The sequence below is a fragment of the Rhizobium sp. WCS2018Hpa-16 genome, assembly GCF_031843705.1.
In the GTDB taxonomy this organism is placed as follows: Bacteria; Pseudomonadota; Alphaproteobacteria; order Rhizobiales; family Rhizobiaceae; genus Agrobacterium; species Agrobacterium tumefaciens_C.
Genome location: NZ_JAVTIX010000012.1, coordinates 52,786 through 74,732, shown reverse-complemented (window position 1 = coordinate 74,732; position 21,947 = coordinate 52,786). Strand labels below are relative to the sequence as shown.

11 protein-coding genes and 1 pseudogene are annotated in these 21,947 nt (G+C 54.3%); 6 read left to right on the top strand and 6 right to left on the bottom strand.

Features of this window, described 5'->3' with window-relative positions; all coding sequences use genetic code 11:
- Positions 1-12 precede the first annotated feature (12 nt).
- Entirely contained in the window at positions 13-2,067 is a 2,055-nt protein-coding gene (locus RQI55_RS23000) for a pyridoxamine 5'-phosphate oxidase family protein (protein ID WP_311273600.1), read from the top strand.
- 51 nt (positions 2,068-2,118) lie between these two features.
- Here RQI55_RS23000 and RQI55_RS22995 read toward each other — a convergent pair.
- Positions 2,119-3,084, bottom strand: a pseudogene (locus RQI55_RS22995) (magnesium and cobalt transport protein CorA).
- Between the two features lie 332 nt (positions 3,085-3,416).
- Here RQI55_RS22995 and RQI55_RS22990 point away from each other — a divergent pair.
- Both RQI55_RS22990 and RQI55_RS22985 read left to right on the top strand, forming a co-directional pair.
- Positions 3,417-4,289, top strand: coding sequence for a lipid kinase (locus RQI55_RS22990; RefSeq protein ID WP_311273599.1), 873 nt, complete (start codon positions 3,417-3,419; stop codon positions 4,287-4,289).
- A gap of 51 nt (positions 4,290-4,340) precedes the next feature.
- Positions 4,341-5,312 (top strand): DUF808 domain-containing protein, encoded by a 972-nt coding sequence (locus RQI55_RS22985; RefSeq protein WP_311273598.1) that lies wholly within the window; start codon positions 4,341-4,343, stop codon positions 5,310-5,312.
- Positions 5,313-6,018: 706 nt separating this feature from the next.
- On the opposite strand, the gene RQI55_RS22980 is transcribed toward RQI55_RS22985, so the two are convergent.
- Positions 6,019-6,216, bottom strand: coding sequence for a hypothetical protein (locus RQI55_RS22980; protein ID WP_311273597.1), 198 nt, complete (start codon positions 6,214-6,216; stop codon positions 6,019-6,021).
- Positions 6,217-6,803: 587 nt separating this feature from the next.
- Positions 6,804-7,040 (bottom strand): hypothetical protein, encoded by a 237-nt coding sequence (locus RQI55_RS22975; protein ID WP_042620140.1) that lies wholly within the window; start codon positions 7,038-7,040, stop codon positions 6,804-6,806.
- A 421-nt stretch (positions 7,041-7,461) separates the two neighbouring features.
- Between RQI55_RS22975 and RQI55_RS22970 the strand changes: the two genes are divergently transcribed.
- Positions 7,462-7,689, top strand: coding sequence for a DUF6894 family protein (locus tag RQI55_RS22970; RefSeq protein WP_042620139.1), 228 nt, complete (start codon positions 7,462-7,464; stop codon positions 7,687-7,689).
- A gap of 444 nt (positions 7,690-8,133) precedes the next feature.
- Here RQI55_RS22970 and RQI55_RS22965 read toward each other — a convergent pair whose 3' ends face one another.
- From RQI55_RS22965 to RQI55_RS22955, 3 genes are all read right to left on the bottom strand, one after another.
- Positions 8,134-9,195: a hypothetical protein gene (locus RQI55_RS22965; protein ID WP_042620137.1), complete on the bottom strand. Its 1,062-nt coding sequence runs from the start codon at positions 9,193-9,195 to the stop codon at positions 8,134-8,136.
- Entirely contained in the window at positions 9,192-11,144 is a 1,953-nt protein-coding gene (locus RQI55_RS22960) for a glycosyltransferase (RefSeq protein WP_311273596.1), read from the bottom strand. Before RQI55_RS22960 ends, RQI55_RS22965 begins: the two co-directional genes overlap by 4 nt.
- Positions 11,145-11,610: 466 nt before the next feature.
- Complete coding sequence (locus tag RQI55_RS22955) at positions 11,611-12,789, bottom strand: polysaccharide biosynthesis/export family protein (RefSeq protein ID WP_042620135.1); 1,179 nt, start codon at positions 12,787-12,789, stop codon at positions 11,611-11,613.
- Positions 12,790-13,083: 294 nt separating this feature from the next.
- On the opposite strand from RQI55_RS22955, the gene RQI55_RS22950 reads away from it, so the two are divergent.
- A complete protein-coding gene (locus tag RQI55_RS22950; RefSeq protein ID WP_311273595.1) occupies positions 13,084-20,538 on the top strand; it encodes an SDR family NAD(P)-dependent oxidoreductase in 7,455 nt (2,484 codons plus the stop codon).
- Positions 20,531-21,931 carry an aminotransferase class I/II-fold pyridoxal phosphate-dependent enzyme gene (locus tag RQI55_RS22945; RefSeq protein ID WP_243258658.1) on the top strand — a complete coding sequence of 467 codons (1,401 nt, stop codon included), beginning with the start codon at positions 20,531-20,533 and terminating at the stop codon, positions 21,929-21,931. The genes RQI55_RS22950 and RQI55_RS22945 overlap by 8 nt, the downstream gene beginning before the upstream one ends.
- The last annotated feature ends 16 nt before the right edge of the window (positions 21,932-21,947 follow it).

Genomic DNA, 21,947 nt, shown 5'->3' with positions numbered 1-21,947 from the left:
TAGGAGGTTCGAATGCCTGTTGAAGAACTCTCACCATCGTCACCTTGGCATGCAGGTGAACTACAGATACAGCGCCACGCCGGTGTCCTGGAACAAATGGACCCCGTCGGGCGTAAGGTCTTGCGCACGTTCATGCTTGATCAGCATCGGGAGTTCTATCCGATGCTGCCGTTCATCGTCATCGGAACTGTCGATGGCGATGGCATTCCATGGGCGACGATCCGTAGCGGACGACCGGGCTTTGTGCAGGCTCCCGATGCCCAGACACTCCGTATCGATGCCGCCAGCGATCCCGCTGATCCCGCCGAAGCCGGGATGAACGACGGCGACCCGATCGGTCTGGTCGGCGTCGATCTCATCACGCGTCGACGCAACCGAATGAACGGTACGGTCGTGCGCAGCAGCAGCGACAGTTTTTCCGTTGCCGTCGGACAGAGCTTCGGCAACTGTCCGCGCTACATCCAGCATCGTCAGTTCAGCTTCGTGCGCGATCCAGCAACGCGACAGTCTTCCGAAGTGATTGTTTCAGATCGGCTCGACGCACATCAGCGTGGCATTATCGAAGCCGCCGACACTTTCTTCGTGGCGTCCTATGTGGACCTAGAGGGTGAAGGACGGCAGGTGGATGTCTCCCATCGTGGTGGCCGACGCGGTTTCGTTCGTGTCGATGCCGATGGTGGCCTGACTGTGCCCGATTTCAACGGCAACCTGTTCTTCAACACGCTTGGCAATTTCGCCGTCAATCCGCGCGCCGGGCTACTGTTCGTCGATCATGAGACGGGTGACATGTTGCAGATCGCTGGCAGCGTCGAGATCATACTGAATTCGCCCGAGATCGCTGCCTTCGAGGGCGCCGAGCGTCTTTGGCGCGTCATGCCGGAAAAGGTGGTGCTGCGCAAAGATGCACTGCCGCTGCGCTGGAGCTTTCTTCAAGATGGCATGTCGCCAAGCAGCTTGATGACGGGAGACTGGCGCGAGGCCGCAAGCCGCTTGAAGGTCGCGGCCCAGGCAAAAACCTGGAGACGCTTCCGCGTTGAGCGAACCATCGCGGAAAGCTCGACGATCCGTTCGCTGCACCTTGCGCCGGTCGATGACGAGGCTGTCATCCCGCATCTGGCAGGCCAGCATCTTCCGATCAGCATCACGGATGGGACGGACACAATCCGCCGCAGCTATACGCTATCAAGTGCTCCATCGGACGACTTCTACAGGCTGAGTGTAAAGCGTGAAGGCCGGGCATCCACACTCCTGCATAAAATGCGGGAAGGCGACGAGATCGAAGCTCTATCGCCTTCTGGAGCGTTCACAATCGATGCGATGGAACGCAGCCGTCCGGCTGTGCTCCTTGCAGCTGGCATTGGCATTACGCCCTTGCTGTCGATGCTGCGTCATGTCGTCCATACAGGTGACAGAACGCGCTATCGCCGGCAGGTTTGGTTGTTCAGGTCGTCGCGCACCTCTGCCGAAAGAGCATTCGACCGCGAAATCGGCGAATTGGTTGCGCGTAGCGAAGGGACCGTTCGGGACATCAAGGTGCTCGGTGCGCCCGATGTCGATGGCGACGGCCTTTTTGATGCAGTCGGCCGCATCGACATGACGCTGTTGAAGGCACAGTTGCCGTTCGGCGACTATGACTTCTACATCTGCGGACCGTCGTCCTTCATGCAGTCGATGTATGACGGGCTCCGCGGGCTGAACATCGCAGACGGTCGCATCCATGCGGAGGCGTTCGGCCCCTCCGGCCTTAAGCGCGACCACGCCGTTGACGTATCGGCGAAACCGCGCAAGCCTGCCGCTTCGGTCCCGACGCCTGTCGTCTTCACGCAATCTTCAAAACAGGCGCAATGGAAGCCGGACGGCGGGTCGTTGCTGGAACTTGCAGAGCAAAGTGGCCTCAACCCACCTTATGGCTGCCGAGCTGGCAATTGCGGGGATTGCCGAACGAAGATCGTCAAGGGAGACGTCAGTTATTTCTCCGAGCCTGGCTATGCGGTCGCAGATGGCGAGGCGCTGATTTGCTGTTCGGTTCCTGCACAAGGGGAGGAGGGTTTGCAACTCGAATTGTGAGTGCGGCGAATTCATTGTCTGTCGAGATGCCGCTTCTGGAAAGCCAGAGGATCATAGCCATCCAGATTTTCTGAACTGGAAATATAAGACGCCGCACAGATAGAAGATGACTGCCAGGACGACATAGTAACCGTACTGCGTATCAAGTTCGGGCATATGCTGGAAGTTCATACCATAGATCCCGGCGATGGCGGTGGGGACGGCCAGGATCGCAGCCCACGCTGCCAGCTGTCTGATAATCGTGCCCTGACGCTGCATTTCAAGCAGATTGCTGGCCTCGAAAACGGACGTCACCACCTCGCGCAGGCCTGGCACCATTCCCTCGACCCGTCTGACGTGGTCGTGGACATCGCGAAAATACGGTCTTGCATTGTCGTGGATGCACGGCAGTTCAAGATGGGTCATCCTGCCGATCATTTCTGACATCGGCCCCAGACCGCGCTGAAAAAGGACAACCTCGCGGCGCATACGGAAAAGCCGTCTGATCTGGCCGCGTTCGAGAAAGGAGATCAACATATGCTTCTCCATTTCGAGAACCCTGTCTTCCAGCTTCTCGACCATCGGCAGGTAGCCATCGACAACAAAATCAAAAATGCCGTGAAGTACATAGTCCGGGCCATGCTCCAGAAGCGTCGGTGACTGTTCGAGTTGCTCCCGCAACTCCTTGTGCCCTCGGGCCGAACCGTGTCTGACAGTGACCACGTGGTTTGGACCAAGGAAAACATAGGTCTCGCCATAGGCAATCTTGTCGCCCTCGAGATGTGCAGTTTTCGTGACAACGAAAAGCCGGTCGCCATAAATCTCGACTTTCGGGACTTGACCTCCCTTCATGGCATCCTCGATAGCCAACGGATGCAGTCCGAACATAACCTTCAGGCTGGCCATCTCTTGTGCTGTGGGTTCCGTCAGTCAGATCCAGGCAAATGCGTTGCCGTCTGTTTCGAAAGGCTGATCGTCCAAGGGAACGTCCTCCGCCCGTTTGCCCGCACGGTATATGTAGGAGGCGACAACTGTCATCGTGTTCCCTCTAAGAACAGGTTTACGGCTTTGAGCAGAATAATGTCGGGCCAAAGAGGCCCAGTGCGTGGACGCTGTATAGCAGAGCGCGCTCCATTCCCGTTCTAATTACGTGAAACTAAGGCAGATTGAGAGCCGGAATAGCTAGAAATCGAGACATGAAAGCCGCCAATCTTGCGTCTTTTTCCTGCAACTGGATATGCTGGCTGTGGTGCACAAGCACGCAGTTGACGACGGATGCTGCAGTGCACATATAAAAGCGGTCGATTTTTTTCAAAGCGGACCACTCGCTATCTTTCTAACGTTCGCAAAAGCGCGCAGAAACCGAGAGTATGACGTCACAAGCAGCCTTGTTGCTGATCAACCCGAATTCCCGCAGAGGGAAAGACAGTCTGCCCGAAGCGCGCCGGTTACTGGAGCAAGCTGGAATCCGCTTCATCGAGCTGCCGGCTGATTATTCGGGTACGACGTACCAGGCGATCGAAGAGCATATCGGCCTGGTCGATCGTGTCATCGTCGGCGGCGGTGATGGCAGCCTGAACGGGGTGGCGCGCGGGCTTTTGAAATCAGGGCTTCCCTTGGGTGTTCTGCCGCTTGGAACGGCAAATGATTTCGCACGCACCATCGGCCTCCCCTTGGATCTTGCCCAGGCTGTGGAGGTCATCGCCAAAGGCAACACGACGGAAATCGACCTAGGCGAAGCGAACGGACATCCATTCTTCAATGTGGCGAGTGTCGGTTTCAGTGCCGATCTGGCAATGTCGCTGACCGAAAAAGCCAAAAAACGTTGGGGTAAGCTCGGCTACGCACTCGTCGCTTCCCGGTTGCTCGCCAGCTCACGAGTCTTCACTGCGACGCTCGAGCATGACGGTCAGACCGAAGAACTGCGAACTTTACAGGTGGAGGTCGGTAATGGGCGCTTTTACGGTGGTGGTATGACCGTGCATTCAGATGCCACGGCAACAGACGGCATGCTGGATTTCTACAGTCTCGAGGTTGACCATTGGTGGAGGCTGCTGGCGCTTTTGCCAAGCTTGCGCAAGGGTACGCAGGGCGACTGGAATGATGTCCGGTCGTTCTCGACCAAGCATCTCACCATTCGCACCAGCAAGCCGCGTGCAGTCAATCTCGACGGCGAGTTAAAGACCAATACACCCGTGACGTTTCATATCAGGGAAAAGGCGATCTCGGTCTTCGTTCCGTGATAGACGCGAGTTCATGTTCATTTATTTCAAAATACAAAGGCTCCATCTTTCATGGCAACAGGTCTCATAGCGCTTCTCGATGATGTTGCGGCAATCGCAAAGCTGGCTGCTGCGTCACTCGACGACGTTGCGGCGCAAACGGTCAAAGCCACTGGTAAAGCAGCAGGCGTCGTCATCGATGATGCTGCCGTCACGCCGAGATATGTGGTTGGCCTCAGTCCCGCCCGAGAGCTCCCCATCATCGCCCGCATCGCATTGGGTTCGTTGAAAAACAAACTCTTGTTCCTTCTACCGGCCGCGCTTCTTCTTGGTTTTTTTGCGCCGTGGATCATTACGCCGCTGCTTATGGTCGGTGGTGTCTACCTCTGCTACGAAGGGGCCGAAAAGCTCTATGCGGTTTTCTTTCCGCATGCTGCGCACGGTCACGAAAAGCAGGTTCTGGGTGAAGAGCTTGATCCGGTCGTTCTTGAAAACCAGAAGGTCAGCGGAGCTGTTCGCACCGATTTCATCCTCTCAGCAGAAATCATGGCGCTGACGCTTGCAGATGTATCGCAGTCCAGTGTCTATATGCAGGCCTTCGTGCTCGCCGCTGTCGGTATTTTGATAACACTCGCTGTTTATGGCGTCGTCGCGCTCATCGTGAAGGCAGATGACGTCGGCATCGCAATGGCCAAGACCTCGTCGGCGGTCCTACAGACCATCGGTCGCGGTCTCGTCTATGGCATGCCGATCTTCCTGAAAGTGTTGGCAGCCGTCGGTACCGCTGCGATGCTCTGGGTCGGAGGCAGCATTCTGGTTCACGGGTTTGCCCAGCTCGGTTATGCTGGTCCAGAACACCTCATTCACGATGTTTCAGCTGCTGTCGTTTCCGCCATTTCACTGGCTCCATCCCTCGTCGGTTGGCTCGCGACGTCTGTCCAGCAGGCTGTGCTCGCCATCATCATTGGTGCAGTTGCCGTGGCTGCCATGGGAACTGTGATCGTGCCAATGTGGAGAAAAATGCACAGCCGCGATCATAATTGAGGAATCAATTTTGAGAGTGACACTCCGCCGGTTGCGCTACGACACTAGTGTTGCCGGTTTGCGGATTGGGGTGGACAAGGTGCCTTTACTTGGCCACTCCCGCGCTATGCCTTGGTTTTTTCCCGTATGGTGTCGACTGATTTCTTGATTGATCGTACGGTTTCGGCGTCCAATCCGACTGCTTGCTCGATACACCGCACGACATCGGCGGCATGGGCTTATGCGTGGCCTGCTGAGTAGAGAGAAAAGCACGATTCACGCATATGGGCCTACAGCAGGGTTTTACGCTGCTGTTCCATTTAGAGAAGTTGTGCAAAAAAGGTGGTAACACGCATCGCTTCGATTATCGGATGCTAAGCCGACCAGTTCCGCATCTTAATGTCTCCTTCAGGCCGGGTAGCGACAATACGTGGTATGATCCTGCGGCCTGATGGAGGCTTGGCTGTAGGACCTGGCGCGCTCTTTAACCTTACCATCGACAGCAAGCTCCGCGCTTGCGACCTCGTCAAGCTGAGGGTTGAAGATTTATGGTCTGGTAGTTCTATCCGAGATTGGGCTACCATCGTCCAATACAAGACCACTCGAGTGATGCAGTTCGAGGACAAGAGCAGACTAAAATCGCACTTACGGGATGCTCGCCCTCGTTCGAAGGACTGGCGGCAGCTAGCGCCCAATTATAGAGCGAATTCAGTAACGGCGACACCTATCAAAGACGTATGAAATTCGTCAGGCCAAGCCGCCTTATCTGCACCTCTGCGTAGGTAATTGCGTCGGCTTCATGAGGGAATGCAGTCATCAGCAGGGAACCATTTTCGACTACGCGCACATTCCAGATGTCGTTCAAAGAGAACAACTCAACCACATCACCAAGCACTTCTTCGATTCGTTCGAACACATCTGCCATCTGGCCTGCTTAACGCGGCGTGACGCCATATTGAAGCCGGTCTACATTTCGGTACGATACCGTACAAAGAATGAGCTCTACATTCTCCTCGGCGGCAGAGTTAAGCCTAATATAAGGACGCCTAATATATGATCATTCAGGAACCCAGGCCTAACACGGCGGTTAGGCACCCATGAATTGAGGGTCTGTGAAGGCGGAATGACCAAATATTTTTTCCATATGATGTACGAAACGGCCACAAGGCTAGATGTGGACGGTTGCGATTTCGCCAACCCCTGCCGGGCAATACGGAAGCTGAACTGAATTTGCTGACATTCGCACTGGAAGCGAAAGTTCGCGGCAAGCCTGTCCCTAGACAAGTCGCAGTCATTGAGGAGGGTAAGCCGCGTCGCCTTGTCGCGATGAAAAGCACTGACTAGCGGCACCATCAGAGATGTCGCCTACTCACGTTGAGGCTTTCGCGCCGTAGTCGTGATGCTGGAAAGCTGCCCCACTTGCGATATCTGTAAAAGTGGCGCGTGCGACACAAATTTCGCGCTCTGGTTACGTGTGCATCCAGGGCGCTAAAGACGCATTAAAGCGGACGACTATTCGCTTTCATTTTGTTTTATTCTCGCCGCTTTGAGGAGCTTGGTCTTCTCTCTGTCTCCGCGCATCCGCTTTTCTTCAAGGTTCGTAACAGTCAACTTCAATGTATCGAAGTCTGGCTTGGATTGCGTGCGTTTGGGTTTACTAAGATCTTGGTCAGTCAATTTCTGCACCATAGTTTTTGAGGAGGTGGTTTGGGCCATTTCAGCATAGCGCATGCGGAGCATTGCCGCCATGTGCGGGCGATCTGCTTATCATGTCTAAAGTAAAGTGTCCTGGCCCCGACCGGGCAGGCGCAGCAGGTGTTGCAGGCGCTCGATCTCTTCTTGCATCGCCTCGATCTCGCAGCCGTGGCGTCGCCGTCGTGGCAGAGCAGGATGTAATCAGCCACGTCAATGTCGGCTAATCTGTTCTGCAGGCGCAAGTTGTCAACCTCCATTTTCAAAACCTCACTGGCGAATGTTGGTGGGAAAAACCGCGCCTGCATCAATGACGTTCTCTTTATGTTCTGACTCAGCAATGAGTCAACAAAAGTCCTTGCCCTTGTCAGTCACGCTTGGACTGCGATGTGCGTACGACCTTTTAGGTTCATCTGCAGATGCGATAGGAACGATACCGACGTGGGCGAGTTCAATTACCCATTGAATAGGTGGAGCGATGGCCCGGTATTATTTCGACGTAACCAACGGTAACGGTCTGGAATGTGACAGCGAAGGACAAGAGTTGCAGTCGCTAGACCATGTACGACATGAGGCTGGCAGGATTTTATCGGATATTGCCAAGGACGAAATTCCGGTCAGCCGCAATGTGAGTATCAAGGTTGCCGTCAGGAATAGTGAAGGCATCAAGGTGCATACAGGCGAGCTGTCATTTTCGAGCGATTAACGCGGATCCCGAAATACTTTAGCGTTTTGCTTATGAAGTTTAATTCTGTCCCTGTGTTCGGGCGCAGGGTAACTTCGCGGTCTGCGGACCGATCGGAGATGAGATTTGCAATTAAATGGCCACAAAGATACTGAGACGGAAAAACAGAGGAGGGGGCGTTCTATTTGGCCTTGGCTGGTTCTGCTCGCGGTCACACTATTGGCGATTTATGCGTATGGACAAGCGGTCGCCGCTTGGGAAGATACTGTCAGGATGTGGCGGGATCTCGTTCAGCTTTTCTGGTGGATCATTCCTGACGGACAGGAGTAGGTATTCACGGCCGCAATGTTATAAAGCGCGACGTGACACAATACGTGCAGCTTAAAAGCCACGTTCGGTAGAAACGCGCTACTATTGTACCTGTATTCGATGCTTTTTCAAAACACTCCAAGTCCATATTGATGCTCAAGATTGCCAGAGCGACGTTACCTTCATAGCTCTCACACGTTCGCGTGTTGCTGCAGCCATTTTTAACCGCAAATCAGGTCTGTCGGTGAGTGCGATTATCGTCTCTTTCCAAACGGTCGGTTCATATGGCAAGACGATTTCGGCGTCCGTTGTGGAAAATCCATACGCCTCAGATGCAGAGAAGATTCCTGCCGCACCCAATCTTGCGACGTCGATCCTTTTTGTTGGAGATCGACAATCATTGACGAGAGAGGGCGTCAAGGGAACAAGCATGATGTCAATTCGCCGCCGACTTGTATCATCAAGATAGTCACTCCAAGACATGGGTTTCCTAACCACAACCCTATTGATGCCTCCCCAAATATGAGCGGCGCCTTTGTCAGCGAATACCTCGAATTTTGCCTGAGGTCGTTGTGCTAAAACATCCTCAATGATGGGTCGCAGAAATAGATGCTCCGAATGGTGCACAGATGTGGCGTGGTAGGCTATGAGCACGTCTTTTTTTTCATCATCGGGATTTGTTGTATTCCAGAGGGTTTCTGGTGGCGATGGGGGAAGAACAATGGCATTGACGTGAGCAAGAGACGATGCGAGCCTGGGTGTTGAGACCCAGACGATATCGAGATAGCGGTTCAATCGATGAAGTGGCAAAAGTGCTCGATAGAACAGAAACAGGCGATACCCTAGATTTGCGTCGTCCCCGGTGACAACAGCCGGGATATTGTCATCAAGAAACAAACCAACACCAGACAATCTATCGTTATGTTTTGATATCCATTCAAGAACGCGCGGGGATGCATAGCGGCATACAATGACGAATGTACCCTCTGGATCAATCTCTTCAAAGCTCGCGCTTCTGATATCTGCCGTGTGATAATTCGGCCCATATGCAGCTGAGAGGCGGGCTGAGAAATAGTAATCTGCTGTGGGGTTGGGGTGACGTCCAAACAGGATGACCCGTTTGACCGGCTTACGCGGCGCATTGCCAGCATAGGGGCGCAGGCGCGGCTGTGGCATAAGATCTGCCAGGTAAGAACGCAGCCATCCAGTTTCTGTCATTTGATTGCTCGTTTACGGGCATTTGCAAAACGAGGTGACACGTCCCTCGGCAGCGCGTCCAATACAAAATCTCCTGCAGAAAGCGAGAGATTTGGATTGTAATATGGATCGCTCAACAGCAGCTTTCCCCAGCGCTCATGCATGTATTTTTCTTCTTTTGCAAAGCGGCTTAATTTCTCCGCCGTGTCGTCAGATTTTCGCGATACGGATTCGAGGTGGGTAAGTCGGGCGTGGGGCGTCCATATGATCTTATTGCCATTATCGCGTAACTTGAGGCAGTAATCGACATCGTTGAATGCCACTGCCAGATTTTCTTCATTCATACCCCCCACGTCATTCCACAACGCCTTGCGGGTAAGCAGGCAGGCTGCCGTCACCGCACTGACTTCACGCCTCTGCGATATCAATTGTTGATCTTCACCTGCTTTGGGATGGCGGAAGTGGAAACTGTGACGCGCGACTGAACCAGCGCCGAGTGTCACCCCCGCATGTTGAGTAAAACCATCCGGAAACAAGAGGAGAGGACCGCATGCGCCGACTACGCCGTCCTCCATCTCAATTGCCATGCGTTGCAGCCATTCAGGGTGTAGAGGATCAACGTCATTGTTGAGTAGCAGGATTATATCATGTCGGGCATGGAGTACGCCCAGATTGCATGCCTTGGCGAAGTTGAACACGCCCGGCATAGCGACTCTGTTTACGCGGCTTTCGTATTGAGAAAATAAGTCAAACGTTGCTTGCTCTCGGCTGTCATTGTCGATGACAATAATGTCAAGCTCATCACAAACGGTTTTTGCAAGCAATCCTTCGAGGCATACCGAAAGCAAATCTGCTCGGTCGCGTGTCGGAATGATGACACTCACCCGTAATGGCCCTGAGCCTGAGCGGGGCTTCTCCAAAACAGGACGTGGCCGTTTTGTTGGCCGGTGCAGCAACGGGACGGGGACATGGGCAATCTCGCCATTGCGCGCTGCGGCCAGTAACAACTCACCTGCTGATGCACTCTCTAGATTTTCGATCTTGGAGAGACTGGATAGACGAATGGCTGCTCCGTCTGGCGCAAGCCAGCCTGATCTTGCCAAAGGAGGGTTCCATGCAGGTTTGAAAAACGGCGCAGTCAGCCTGCCATTCTTGCCAATCATGTCCTCGTCGCAATACACACCGACGATGTCAGGATTCTCTATCATAGGGCGGATAAGATGCTCTACCGCATCATCATCAAGACTGAAACCTGCGGGCAGACGGATCCATATTTTCTCTGAAGACCGCAGGTCTCGATTAACCTCCAGCTGAGAGATCGCAATCTTTCTCAAATCGGGATAGCTTTGTGAACTCAACGCACTTGTGGTGACTGCTGCTAAAGAAGGATCGCCGACAACCGATATCAAAACCTCGGTGTCAGGGGGATTTGGATTGTGCTGTGGTAAAAAAAGAGGCTTCCTGTAAATTTCGCGCCAGTCTTCATACTTTGGCTCATTGAGGCCATCGCATGAGCGCACAGCTCGAAACTGGGCGCCTCTTATGTTGGAAACTGCCAGCAGGCGAAGAAGTTGTAGCGTTGACTTCGGGTCATGAACGAAGATCCGCGCTATCATTTCCACAAGGCTTAAAGCGCGGACCGAGAATTTTGGACCCATTTCGCGCGGCAAAGATTTTATCTCGACAGATATGGCCTCCAGTCCTACGGGCATCCACCCATAAAAGACACCCTTACCCGACTTATCCAGAAGCAAGGATCGGATGAGGACAGAAGGAACTCGGTCAGCTCTGTGGAGACGGACGGTGCAGACCCGTTTAGTTGGATAAGGCGATGCCGTAATCGCTATTGCGACAGGGCGATCAGAAAATGCATGGAGACCCGTCTTCTCTGTTGTCTCGCCCGCTTCCTCAGTTGATGCCATGTCGCCAATGAACCCACTTGAATTTTGATGTAGTGCCGTCAACTTCATGAATATGCTGCGCCATAAGGGCTGCCAACTGCCCATCGACAGAAGAGATCGCTGGGCCACCTTGAACTTCAACCCAATCACGAAATGATTGGTGAGAAATGAAAATTACTCACTTTCGGGTTTCGCTCGGCCTACGGTCTCTGTTACCCTCCCAGTGTGGGTGAAGATCTTTACGACGTTTTGATGCGACTTTACGAGGCCGGAGCGGAAGACGTGCCCGGCGACGACATCTCATGGGACGCTGATATGGCTCCGGCCATCATGGTTGCGCTCAACATGGGATATATGCGCTACCGCGAGCGGAGAGGCATAAGGCATTTTTACCTAACATCTGCCGGGTACAGCAAAATCGGGATTCCGCCTTTTTCAGCGACACGATACTTTCTTCAGACGATACGCAAGCTTCTCGGTATCAACTCCGGACTCTGATCGCCTAAAGTCATTTGGCCACCGGCATATGTCGCTATCAGTTGTTGAAGTTGTTATACACCCCAGCGCCGCCGGACACGATGCCAATAGGCTGGCCTATAATCGTTACAAAACGGGTGAAGTCGACAGAAGGATGTCGGGATGCATATATGACGTCTCGCGCCTTGATATCAAAATTCTGCCCCGTCAGCATGCTGCCCGCTTTGGTCATGTCAAAACGGTAGACGATTGGGTAGCGCCCCAGCTTGTCTGTGCGCATACCTTTACTGACCAGCTGGTTGAAACGTTGTTGGCCAAGGAGGTCCATGACAATGTCTGGTTCTTCATAGCGGAATACAAAGTAACCCTTCATATCGCTGGTGTCAGCCGATCCGCCGCCCGCTAGAGCCACGGCTTCCAGCAAATTGAGGTCATTCGCACCGAACTCGATCCGACTGTTGCTTTTGACAGAGCCGAGTACAGTGAATGTCCGCGGTTCACGCGTGACAAAAATCTGGTCGCCTGGCTGGAGGTAAACGTTCTCCCGCGGATTCTGAAGAAGAGTTTTGAGCAAAACTGTGCCGGTTTTGCCTTGCCGCGTTAGTGTAACGTAGCTTTCATATGGTTGAGCGCTTGGGCCGCCTGCCTTAGCAATCACTTCCATGATCGTCTCTGCAACCAAGTTCAAAGGAACGACGGCTGGGCTGTTGACCGCGCCTGATACTGTGACGTTTCGGGATGCAGTTGACGCGCTGTTAATGATGACGTCCGGTTCAACGGCCTTGCTTTTCAAGGCTGAAAGAATTGTTTGGCGAGCCTGCTCAAGCGTCTTGCCAGCGAACGCAACAAGCCCAACATAGGGTATTGCGGCTTTTCCGTCCGGCTGGACCACTATGTCTAGCGTTGTCTGCTTGGAGTCACCGGTTGAAAACAGGCCGTCTGAGCCCGCCTCAAAGATCGTGACTTTCAACTGGTCGCCGATGCCGATAACTGGTCTCTTAACGGAGCCGCCTATCCCGAACCGGCTTTGCAGCAGCTTTCCATCAAATGCAGAAATCAGCGTAGCGGAACTGACGTCGATATCGATGACGTCAAAGACAACGTTCTGCCCTGAGCCGGTCTGATTGATCGATTGTCTAGACTGCTCTAGAACGTCTGACGCGAGGGGGCCGTCACCAGGCAAATTGTTGCACGAGGTAAGGCTCAGCCCAATCAGTAAAAAACCAGCCTTCTTCACAGTCACTCCGTCACGCAAAATTCGCAGGCAGCCATCCCATAGCAATAAAGTGTTAAAGATGGCTAGCACGCTTATCGATTGTCCATAAAAACCTTTTCTGCAACCAGAAAATTTGACATGAGACCGTCTTAGTCGCAGGAGTATTAGATGTTGCGGAGATTGGCTAACCTTTTTCTCCTCTTCACCTGTGCGTGCTCGCTTGACGAGAGCTAATGGTGGCGATTGAGATACAGGTGTGGAAGATGTGCTCGAGTGGAATCGGTCACGCTTCGAATGAATCGGTAGTGGAAACGTATGACGGTTGAGATCTTGGGGCGTGCTTGTGTCGCTCCATCGGCACAGAATGTGGAGCAGCTTTTCGAGCTTTTGCGGCAGGAAATCTGTGCAGTCAGTATCATTCCAGATGAGCGTTGGGCAAAGGCGCGGTTCTGGCATCCCATGCGCGGCATGCCGGGCAAGGCCTATACGTTCTCTGCGGGCGTTTTGGCAGATGTGTATGATTTCGATCCGACCATGTTCGGGATTTCGGCTCGTGAAGCTTCCTACATGGATCCGCAGCAACGTATCCTGCTTCAAACCGTGTGGCGCGCACTTGAGGACGCGTCTGTGTCTTTGGCCGAATTGCAAAGGGAGCGCGTCGGCGTCTATATCGGCGCGTCATCCCTGGATAACGGCAATTTACAGATAGAAGATCCAGCCTCCGGCGGCCCGCATTTTATGACGGGCAACACGCTGTCGATTGTTTCTAACCGAATCTCGCATATCCTTGGCCTCAACGGACCGAGCATGACGATTGATACTGCCTGTTCATCCTCGCTGGTTGCGTTACATCAGGCTGAACGGGCCTTGCGGGATGGTGAGATCGATACTGCGATTGTGGGTGGCGTCAATCTCTTGCTGCACCCCTTTTCCTTTATCGGATTTTCGCAGGCCCGCATGCTTTCTCCGGAAGGACTTTGCCGGGCGTATAGCAATGATGGCGAAGGGTACGTGCGCGCGGAAGCCGCCGGCGCTGTTGTGTTGCGCCGTACCGATCGCGCACTGAGCGAGGGAAGCCGAAGCCGTGCCACACTGGTGGCGTCTGGAATGAATTCTGCGGGTCGCACGAATGGTATCTCATTGCCATCGCGTGAGGCGCAGGCACAGCTCTTGCGTTCCATATATAACGACAACGGTATTGATCCGGAATCTCTTGCTTTTATTGAAGGTCATGGAACAGGTACAAAGGTTGGCGATCCAGCCGAGCTTTGGGCCATCGGTTCGGTCCTGGGTAGGGCTCGTTCGCAGCCGCTGCCCATTGGTTCGATCAAGTCGAATATCGGACATGCAGAACCCGCGTCAGGTGTTCTCGGACTGATCAAAGCGATCTTGTCTTTCGAAAACAATTATCTACCCGCATCTCTTCATGCAGAAACGCTCAATGATAATGTTGATTTCGCCGGGTTAAACGTCGAGGTCAATCGAGCTGGAAGAGTGCTGGCTCAAGGCTCCGAGCGACGTCTCGCTGGCGTCAATTCATTCGGGTTCGGTGGCACAAACGTACATGTGGTTATCTCAGACCCGGCGTCCGCTGCGAAAGATGGTGTTGAAGACAAAGGCGGGGTATTCACCCTGACTGCACATACGCAGTCTGCACTTCACGCATTGCTTGAGGAATATGATGCACGGTTTGCGGCGTCTTCTGACACGCAGAAAGCAGCTCTAATTTCCGCAACGCGCAATCGCTCTATGCTGAAACATCGCTTCGTGGCCGCCGGTAAGAGCGCTTTGGACATCGCCAATGCTGTGTCGTCATATCTCAACGATGGTCATAACGCCGATTCTCAGATTGGCGAAGTTCCAGGCAGGACAATCCAAACGGCATTTTTCTATGCTGGCAATGGATCGCAATGGGCCGGAATGGGCATTGATGCCTATCGTGAGAACAGCGAATTCAAAACCCGCTTCGATCATTTCAGCCAGCTTTTCTCTTCGCGCGCTGGCATCGAAATCACGGAGCTTCTGTTTGCAGATGACCTTGATCAGCAATTGCGCGATACGCGTATAGCTCAACCGTTGCTGTTTGCAGTTCAGGCAGCACTAACCGATTGTCTGATCAGCTATGGCGTGAAACCCGATCTCGTGTTCGGTCATTCCGTTGGCGAAGTCGCTGCAGCCTATGCGGCGGGAATCCTCAGTGCGGAAGATGCGACGACTATTGTGTCTATTCGGTCCAAGCATCAGCACGCTTTGGCTGGCATGGGCACGATGGCGGCGGTGGCGATGTCGGAAACGGCATCTGTCGCCTTTGCGCAGCGTTATGGCCTTGACAACATCAAGGTTGCTGGCACGAATAGTCACAACTCCGTGACGATTTCCGGGCCGGTCGATGAGATCAAAGCCTTTAAGGAGGCAGCGCAGGCAACGCGCAATGCCGTGCACATTCTCGATATAAACTACCCTTTCCACCATCCCTTGATCGATGGGGAAAGAGATGCGTTCCTTGCTGAAATTCCGTCAGTAACGCCAAAGCGCGGACACACGACATTTATTTCCACGGTCACCGGCGCCGAGATCCACGGTGAGCGGTTGGATGCGGAATATTGGTGGCGTAATGTTCGTGAACCCATCGCATTCGAGTCAGCGGTCAATGTCGCGTTGGAATTCGGTTGCAATCTCTTCATGGAGATTTCTCCGCGGTCGATCTTGTCGAGCTATGTCACCGAAACCGCCAAGCAGCTTTCCGCTTCGGCCGTCGTTCTTCCGACGCTGACCCGCCCGGGCGTAGGTGAAGGCGTTGATCCGGTAAAACGTTCCGCGCTTCGCGCCATTTCGCATGGGGCAAAGATTGAGGATGTTGAGGGCAGGGCGCGTGGCATCACCGGCATTGACCTGCCACCATTGCCTTTTGAGAATGCGACCTATCGACCACATCCCACCTCCGATGGGATCAATGTTTTCGGTCGTGATGGAGCGGATGGTCCATACACCCTGCTTGGATGGCGCACTGATCCAAACGCGTCTGTCTGGAAAAACCATATTGATGCGCTACTTTTTCCGGATCTTGCGGGACATGTCGTGGATGGAAAATCCATCATTCCGGGAAGCGCGTTCATCGAAATTGCTGTGCAGGCAGCGCGTGGCTATTACGGCACCGAGGAAGTGGAAATCACCAATTTGGAGATTTTCCGGCCACTTGAGCTGCGTGACAGCCGGATGTCAGAGCTTTTGACACGTATATCCCCGGAAACGGGAGTAATCGAGATCGCGTCTCGTGAATATATGAGCGAAGACGGCTGGACGATCCATGCGACAGCGCGCAGTCGCATTTCTGTCGGTCTTTCCCGCAAGGCGGAGCTCAATATTGGGGACTTTGGCAAGGCGTATGCTATCTCTGCCGCGGAAGCTTATGAGACCGCGCGACGCTTTGGGCTGGACTATGCGCCATGTTTTCAGCTTCTTGAGCGCGCGGAAGTTTTTGGTGATCGGCACATTGTCGTCAGCCTGCTGCCTGCTGCCTCCCCGGCACACCCGTATCTTAGCTATGGAATGGACCCGGTATCGACCGACGCTGCTTTCCACGGATTGGTCGCGCTATTCGGCTCATTGACGGGTGAAATCGATGGAGCGCCCTATATTCCAGTTCGGTTCGGCGCTGTCCGAACGGCGTCTTCAGGTCAGCCAATCGCCAGCGCAGTCATCCAGATTGAGCGGTTCAGCGCAAACAGCCTGAAGGCTCGTATAGAACTGTTGGCTGAAGATGGCTCACTTGTTGCGGCACTGGATGATTGCCGGTTCCGTCGCACATGGCTGCGTCAGCACAGCACCCTTGATACGGTTGCTTTTCATTACGAGGCTGTCGCTCGAACGCACATTGCCCAAAATCTACCTACGGCTGTGGCGGCTCCCAGCCTTTTCCCAAGTATTCCGCAAGCACAGGCAGACGATGCGACCTTGCTGCTGGATGCTGCCGTTCAGCGCGCCTGCCACGATATAGCACTTGTTCTGGCAGGTCCAAACGGCGCGGTCTCCGTATTGTCGCTGCCCGGCGACCCTGCATTTCAGTGCTTCCTCTCAAGCTGTTTGTACACTTTGGAGGATGCGGGTATTGCGCAATTTGCCGATGCTGGATGGATCGTCCCGCCGGATAGCGATCTGCCGCCGCTTGAGGAACTCCTGAACGAGATCTACCGTCGGTTCCCAGAGCGCGTTGCTGAAACGGTCTTGATCAACAACGCATATCGCGAAACGCTGAAACGCGTTGCTGCCAACTCTGTGGCTGCCCTGCAGCCATCGTCGTTCCTCAGCGATGCGACGCTTGATCATGTGCGCCATCACACCGCAAGTGGCCGACGCCGCGAAGAGCTCGTCATAAGCGCGGTGAAGAGCGCTCTGGCGGATATTGTGCCTGGTGACGGTGTCACGATTGTCGAGCTGGGCGCAGTATCAACGGCTTTCAGCAGCCGGCTTGCAGATATGGCCGCCATCAAAGGGGCGCGGCTTGTCGTCATTGAACCCTCGGACCATCTTCGTCGCACCCTGGAAATCGGGTTTGAGCGAAATCCCTCGGTTGACACCCTTGCTCCGGACGCGGCGGGTACTCTCGACAGCGTAGATCTTGTTGTCAGCGCCAGCGGCTCCCTTTACGGTCAATTCCGCCAACATAGCGGTTTGAAAGATGTTTTGCGGATTGCCGCATCTAGCGGTGGTCGGGTCGCTATTGCGGAAGCGCCGTCTTCAGCTCTTTCTGATTTCGTTTTCGGTCTTACTGAAAACTGGTTTGCTGACAGCGCGACCCCCGAGTTTCCCACCGGGCAGTTTGCATCTGCAATACAGTGGGAAGACCTTCTGAAAGCGTGTGGTTTTGACGCTCCAAACGTCGATCAGCCCGAGCTTGCCGAAGGTGGATTGCTTTTGGTTCAGGCACAGTCAACCGCGTATAATCGCTCAGACAAGGTAATTGCGCCGGCTTTTGCGTCGATCTTTGAACTTTTGCAGAATGAGGGAGACAATCCACTTCTGCCTCCCGGATTCTCAAAAACGCTGACTTGCCCGCCAGAGCAGCCGCGCGGCGCATTTGAAAATCTGTTCGCAGAAAGCCTGGCTTATCCGCTCGCCTTCATCTGCGCTCTGCCGAAAGAACCATCGGACTCGGCTGGTCTGCAGGATATAATTGCGACTCTAAGCGCCTTTGCAGAGACTGCACGTGCGCAAGCGCGTGCACAAAACGTTGCACGTATCCGACTGTTGATCGTGGCCGCTGGGGGCTCTCCTGCCGCTTCTGATCAGGCCCATCCTGCAGCAAGCGGTTTGTGGACATTCGCCAGAGTGCTGCAAAACGAATATGATGAGTTCGATGTTTTCCTGCTGGATGCTGATCCGCAGGGTCCAACGACCTCGAGTGCCGTTCTTTCTTTGCTGGCGTATGATGGTCTGGAGCGCGAATGGGTTTCGAGTTCCAGGACGGGTGTCCTGTCCGTCGTCCGTGCCGTTCCAGGTCATGCTTCCGAAGCTGGCCGCAAAGTGACGACGTTCGAAGCGGCAACGATCCATCAGCACACCAGTGGGCGCGTCGACAGCATTGTCTGGACGCAGGATAAGGTCCCCGTTCCAAATGATGGCGAAGTCGTTGTCAAGGTCGCTGCAACAGGTCTAAATTTCCGTGACGTCATGTGGTCGATGGGGTTGCTCCCTGAGGAAGCGCTGGAGGATGGTTTCGCTGGCGCGACCATAGGCATGGAGATGGCCGGAACGGTGGTTGCCACTGGTTCTTCCGTCACGGATCTCTCCGTTGGCGATGCCGTGATGGGTATCGGGCCAAAGGCCTTCTCGACGCATATGGTCGTTGCTCGCGATGGTGTCACCAAGTTGCCGCAGGGAATCGATCTTGCCGCAGCCGCGACTGTGCCTGTCGCGTTTCTTACGGCTTATTATGCGATGGTGGAGCTTGGCCGTATCCGTGAAGGAGAAACGATCCTCATTCACGGAGCAGCAGGCGGCGTCGGCCTTGCAGCTTTGCAGATTGCCAAGCTCAAAGGCGCAAAAGTCATCGCAACGGCGGGTACTGTTGAGAAGCGCCGGTTCCTCACATTACTTGGTGCGGATCACGTCTTCGATTCACGTTCGCTCGCATTCGTCGGCGATGTTTTGCGTGTGACAGACGGGGAGGGTGTGGATCTTGTGCTAAATTCTCTCTTTGCTGAAGCGATGGAGCGCAGTTTCGAACTCGTAAAGCCGTTCGGTCGTTTCCTGGAACTTGGCAAACGCGATTATTACTCGGATCGCAAGCTTGCGCTGCGTCCGTTCCGCCGTAACATCTCGTATTTCGGTATAGATGCGGATCAGTTGCTCGTGAGGGCTCCTGATCTGACACGGCGTATTTTTGCCGACATCGGCACATTGTTTTCGGACGGCAAACTCACTCCTTTGCCGTACCGCGCCTTCAATTACGATGAGACGGGTGCCGCGTTCCGCCTGATGCAGAATGCGGGGCATATCGGCAAGATCGTCGTGCGTCCTCCTGTACAGGGTCAGGACCACGTACAGGTGTTCTCAGACGCGCTGTTGACACTTCAGCCTGGCGTATATCTCGTTATCGGCGGCATTGGCGGATTTGGTCTTGAAACGGCAAAGTGGCTCGTTAGCCGTGGTGCCACCCACATCGCGCTTTCCACACGTGGGGGCGTTGCCGATCATGAGACGTTGGACGCTATTGCCGCCTGGAAAGCATCTGGCGTCGAGGTCACCCTTCATGCCTGCGACGTGACCATTGAAGCCTCGCTCGAGGCCTTGTTGGTAGAACTTCGCTCATACGGGCCCATCAAGGGCGTCGTACACGCGGCTATGGTGCTGAATGACGGCCTGATTTCCAACCTCGACCGTGAGAAAAATCGCGCTGTCATCGACGTAAAGGCCGTCGGTGCCAGCAATCTCGACCGTCTGACGCGGGCTGATGATCTTGAACTTTTCCTTCTGTTCTCGTCGGCAACAACAATGATTGGCAATCCCGGTCAGGCCAACTATGTTGCCGCAAACGGTTATCTCGAAGGTCTGGCGCGCGCACGTCGGCGTGCGGGGCTGCCTGCGCTGGCTATCGGTTTTGGTGCGATTGGAGATGTCGGCTTTTTAGCGCGCAACACCAATGTCAGCGATATTTTGTCTCGCCGCCTTGGAAAAGCAGTCCTGAAAGCGCGCGCTGCCCTCAGCTTCGTCGAGCGTGTGATCGTGAACGATGCGGGCACGGTCGATCAGGCTGCCATTATGATAGCGGAACTGGACTGGGCAAGTGCGTCGGCTCTGCCGATCACAGCGCAGCCACTCTTTTCTGCAATTCCACGCAATGCCGCAGGCGGGGCTTCCGGTGGCGACGGCGATCAAATTGACTTGGCCGCTTTGGTGGCCGGCAAGTCCCATGAAGAGGCGCACGCTATTTTGCATGGTTTCCTCGCCGGTGAAATTGCTGCAATTCTAAAGGTTGCGGAAGACAGCGTCAAAGCCGACAAGGTGCTCAAAGACATAGGACTGGATAGTCTCATGGCGATGGAGTTGGGTGTTGGCTTCCAGCAGAAGACGGGCATCGATATTCCGCTATCCGGAATGGGGGATGGCGCGACCGTAGGTGACATTGTACAAAAGCTGTATGAAAAAGTCACCGCCGATGTTAACGCTGACGACACAGGCGACGATGCGAATAGCGCATCGCTAGTAGAGCAACTGACCGACAAACACACGGCGACAGTCACAGATAAAAAACTCGGTAACAATGGTTGATGAAGCAAAACAGGAAGACCTGCGAGAGGCATCGTCCGAATCCTCGCTCATAAGCGTGCTTCGGCAGCGTCAGGGAGAGGCGGGCCAGAACCGTGTGACACGCATTAACAGGCGTGCACCCGAGCGTGTAAAACTGCCTAAACGCTTTGACGAGTTGCCAGAATATAAGAAAATTGTTGCTCAAAAGGCGATCAGCGGTCTGGCAGGGGTCGATAATCCCTTTTACCGCTCGCATGAAGGCGCCGCGGGAGCGACGACGTGTATCGATGGTCGCGAACTTATCAATTTCGCGTCCTACGACTATATTAGTGCAAATACGCACCCGGAAGTCCTTAAGGCAGCCACGGACGCGATCGGGGTTTATGGAGTTTCCGCGTCGGCCAGTCGCCTTGTGGCCGGCGAGCGGCCTATGCATGCCATTTTAGAGCAGAAGCTTGCATCCGTTTATGGCACTGAGGCGGCTGTCTGTTTCGTGAGTGGCTACCTAACAAATGCGACAATCATCAGCTGTGTCGTCGGTCCCAAGGACCTTGTTATCCACGATGAGCTGATACACAACAGCGTTCTGTCAGGCGTCAAACTGTCGGGTGCTTCGCGTCGTTTCTTCCGGCATAACGACCCCGCTGATCTCGAAAAAATCCTATCGAGCATCGAAGGTGATTTTGACCGCATTCTCGTCATCGTCGAGGGCGTCTATTCGATGGACGGCGATGTCGCTGATCTTCCAGAGCTCGTCCGCTTACGTTCGAAGTACGGTTTCTGGCTCATGGTTGATGAAGCCCACGCGCTGGGCGTACTTGGGAAAACAGGTCGAGGCACGTTCGAGCATTTCGGCATCGACTCAGCCAGTGTCGATATCTGGATGGGTACATTGTCCAAAACGGCGTCCAGTTGTGGCGGCTATGTCGCGGGAAGTCAGCCGCTCATCGAGATATTGAAGGCGCAGGCTGGCGGCTTCGTCTACAGCGTTGGGCTTGCCCCGGCTTTGGCAAGTGCTGCTCATGCAAGCCTCCTTGTTCTGGAAAATGAACCGGAGCGCGTATCATTACTGCGTCGAAACGGACAACTGTTTCTCCAGCTTGCGCAACAGGCCGGCCTCGATACTGGGCCGAGCGAAGGCTATTCCGTCGTTCCTGTTATCGTTGGTGACTCACTTCGCGCCGTTCAACTGTCGAACGACCTGCTGAAAGCAGGGATCAACGCGCTGCCCATCATTTATCCTGCTGTGCAGGAAGGCATGGCACGCTTGCGGTTTTTCTTGACCAGCGACCACACGCCCGAGCAAATTGCGCAGGCTGTCAAACTGACGGACGAAATATTGCAGGATCTGACGCAACGAAATGTCGGCCTTGGTTCTCTCGATATGCAGCAGGTCGCGAAACTGTTCACGTAAGTGCGCGACTGCTTTG